Source organism: Cellulomonas septica (assembly GCF_012396155.1).
GTDB lineage: Bacteria > Actinomycetota > Actinomycetes > Actinomycetales > Cellulomonadaceae > Cellulomonas > Cellulomonas septica.
Genome location: NZ_JAAXOY010000405.1, coordinates 1 through 3,273, shown reverse-complemented (window position 1 = coordinate 3,273; position 3,273 = coordinate 1). Strand labels below are relative to the sequence as shown.

The following is a 3,273-nucleotide window of genomic DNA, read 5'->3' as shown; positions in this document are numbered from 1 at the left end:
GGAACAGCGCCCACGTCCCCGTCGCGGTCCAGGACGGCGGCACGACCGCCGCCGACGGGTGCGCGAGGCCGTCCTGCATCGTGTAGTACGCGTTGCCGCTGGTCACGTCGAGGACCGACGCGAGGTCGGCGTCCTCGAGCGCGGGTGCGTCAGCCACCGGTCGTCGTCCCGTCGTGCACGTCGAGCGACCCGACGAAGTCGTCGTAGTCGTCGACCACCTCGGGGCAGTACGTCTCGAGGACGAGCCGGCCGGCGGTGAGCAGGTTCTGCGGGAACGCCGACGCGCGCACGCCCGGCCCGGCGGCGCCGTTCTCGAGCCCCGTGCGCCGGGCGGCGATCGCGAGCGCGCCCTCCGGGTCCGTGCACACGATCCCGCCGTCGCTGCCGAGCACGTCGGCGACGACGTCCTGGTCCAGCGGGACGAGCCCCGCGGCGTCGAACGCGGCGACGAGCTCGGCGGCCTTCGCGTCGGCCTCGGAGACGTCGCGGTTGGTCTGCCGGTTCGAGAAGCCGACGATCATCACGGCGAGCAGGCCCACGAGCAGGAGTCCCCACGCGGTGTAGACGGGCCAGCGGCGCCGGCCCGCCACGACGGGGCTCACGTCGGCTCCCCCGCGGTCGTGTCGGCCGTCGCGGTGCGCCACGACGGCTTGCGCGACGCGTAGAACGCGAACGGCGCGACGAGACCGATGAGCAGGAGCCCGCCGCCGACGATCGCGACGTACACGAGCCCGTTGCCCGACGAGAACTGCGCGGGCGGCACGAAGCCGATGAACAGCGCCGCGAGCGACGCGACGAACCCGACGGTGCAGACGAGCGTCAGGGCGGGCACGCGGTAGCCGCGCGGGTGGTCGGGCGCCCGGCGGCGCAGCTTCACCGCGGCGACGAACAGCAGCAGGTACATGATCAGGTACACCTGCGTCGTCATCACGGAGAAGATCCAGTACGCGCTCGACACCTCGGGGATGAACGCGTAGAGCAGCGCGATCACGGTCGTGAGGAAGCCCTGCGTCACGAGGATGTTCTGCTGCACGCCGTGCGCGTTGAGCCGTTGCAGGAACGGCGGCAGGTACCCCTCCTCGCGCGCGACGACGAGCAGCCCGCGCGACGGACCCGCGAGCCAGGTGAGCATCCCGCCGAGCGACGCGGCGATGAGCATGAGCCCGACGATCGGCGTGAGCCACTGGATCGAGAAGTGCGCGAAGAACGCGTCGAACGCCTGCATGACGCCCGCGGTGAGCGAAAGCGCGTCGGCGGGGATGACCCAGCTGATCGCGAGCGCCGGGAGGATGAAGATCGCGAGGACCAGCCCGATCGCGAGGAACATCGACCGCGGGAACTCGCGCGACGGCTCCTTGAGGCTCGACACGTGTACGGCGTTCATCTCCATGCCGGCGTACGACAGGAAGTTGTTGACGATGAGCACGAGCGACGCGATGCCCGTCCACGCGGGCAGCAGGTGCTCGGCGTCCATGGGCGCCGCCGACGCGTTCCCCTGCCCGAGGAACACCATGCCGAGCAGCACGAGCAGCGCGCCCGGGATCAGCGTGCCGATGACCAGCCCCACCGACGACAGCCCCGCGACCGCCTTGGTCCCCTGCGACGACACCCACACGCCGGTCCAGTACAGGACGACGATGACGATCGCCGTGTAGAGCCCGTTCGACGCGAGCGCCGGGTTCACGACGTACGCGAACGTGCTCGCGACGTACGCGAGCAGCGACGGGTAGTAGAAGAGCGTCATCGCGAACTGGCACCACACCGCGAGGAACCCGGCGGGCTTCGAGATGCCCTCCGCGACCCACCGGTACACGCCACCGGACCACCCGGACGCGAGCTCGGCGGACACGAGCGACGTCGGCAGCAGGAACACGATCGCCGGGACGACGTAGAGGAACACCGCCGCGAGCCCGTAGACCGCCATCGTCGGCGCGGCGCGCAGGCTCGCGACGCTCGACGTCGTCATGAACGCGAGCGCGATCCAGGTGATGACGTTCGGCGGCGGCGGTCCGACGCGGGCCGCTGCCGGTGTCCGGGTCTGCGAGTCCGCCGCCATGCGCCGCTCCCACCGTCGTGCGGGAGCGTCGTCCCCCCGCCCGCTCGCGACGCTAGCGACGCGCGTCGACGCGGGGGCTCACCCGTCGAGGGTGGTCTCGCAGGCGGGCAGGCGTCAGTGGCCGGGCTCGGCGCGCCACCCGGCGTGCTTGCGCGACGCGACCCACGCCGCGACCTGCGTGCGGCGCTGCAGGCCCATCTTCGCCAGGAGCGACGTGATGTGGTTCTTGACGGTCTTCTCGGCGACGCCGAGGCGCTCCGCGATCTCGCGGTTCGACAGGCCCTCGCCGATGAGGTCGAGCACGCGCAGCTCGCTCGGCGTGAGGTTCTCCGTCGGGTCCTCGTGCCCGGCCTTGCGGCGCGTGACGGTGCGCTCGTCGAGGAGCGTCCGGCCCGCGGCGACCGCGCGGATGACGTCCGTGATCTCGGCCCCGCGGACCGACTTCAGCAGGTAGGCGGCGGCGCCGGCCTCGAGCGCGGCGGCCAGCGCGTCGTCGTCGTCGAACGACGTGAGGACGATCGCGCGGGCCTCGGGCTGCGACTCGCGGACCGTGCGCATCAGGTCGATGCCGGTGCCGTCGGGCAGCTGCAGGTCGACGAGCATGACCTGCGGGCGCACCAGTCCGGCGCGACGCACGCCGTCGCCCACGGACCCGGCCTCGGCGACGACCGTCATGCCGTCCGTCCGCTCGACCACCTCGGCGATCCCGCGGCGGACGACCTCGTGGTCGTCGACGATCATGACGGTGATGGGTCCCGACCTCGTCGGCTGGCTGATCGACGGCACGATGGCATCGTATCCAGGTGTGATCACGGTTCTGCTGCCCACCACGCTGGAGGACGCGCCCGCGTTTCCCGACGACGTGCGCGTCGTCCGATACGCCCCTGACGCGCCGCCGCCCGACGACGCGCTCGACGCCCAGGTCCTCGTCGCGTGGGGCAACAGCGCCGACAACCTCCGGGCGTGCGCCGAGCGGCTGACCGACCTGCGCTGGGTGCAGACGCTCGCCGCCGGACCCGACGCCGTGCTCGCCGCCGGGTTCGGCCCGGACGTCGTCGTGACGTCGGGCCGTGGCCTGCACGACGGTCCCGTCGCGGAGCACACGCTCGCGCTCGTGCTGGCCGTCGTGCGTCGCGTCCCCGACCTGGTCCGCGCGCAGGCCGAGCACCGGTGGGCCGCCGACCTCGGGGGCGTGCAGCCGGTCCGGCCGCGCGACT

The 3,273-nt window shown here is 72.6% G+C and carries 4 protein-coding genes; 1 reads left to right on the top strand and 3 read right to left on the bottom strand.

Annotated features, from left to right (window positions below):
- Nucleotides 1–149 precede the first annotated feature (149 nt).
- From HGA02_RS14020 to HGA02_RS14010, 3 genes are all read right to left on the bottom strand, one after another.
- Complete coding sequence (locus tag HGA02_RS14020) at nucleotides 150–602, bottom strand: hypothetical protein (protein ID WP_168679549.1); 453 nt, start codon at nucleotides 600–602, stop codon at nucleotides 150–152.
- A complete protein-coding gene (gene gadC, locus HGA02_RS14015; protein WP_168679547.1) occupies nucleotides 599–2,056 on the bottom strand; it encodes a glutamate/gamma-aminobutyrate antiporter GadC in 1,458 nt (485 codons plus the stop codon). The genes HGA02_RS14020 and gadC overlap by 4 nt, the downstream gene beginning before the upstream one ends.
- Nucleotides 2,057–2,170: 114 nt before the next feature.
- Complete coding sequence (locus tag HGA02_RS14010; protein WP_168679551.1) at nucleotides 2,171–2,797, bottom strand: response regulator; 627 nt, start codon at nucleotides 2,795–2,797, stop codon at nucleotides 2,171–2,173.
- Between the two features lie 7 nt (nucleotides 2,798–2,804).
- On the opposite strand from HGA02_RS14010, the gene HGA02_RS14005 reads away from it, so the two are divergent.
- A partial coding sequence (locus tag HGA02_RS14005) for a Rossmann-fold NAD(P)-binding domain-containing protein (protein ID WP_484482053.1) occupies nucleotides 2,805–3,273 on the top strand: 469 nt, incomplete at its 3' end.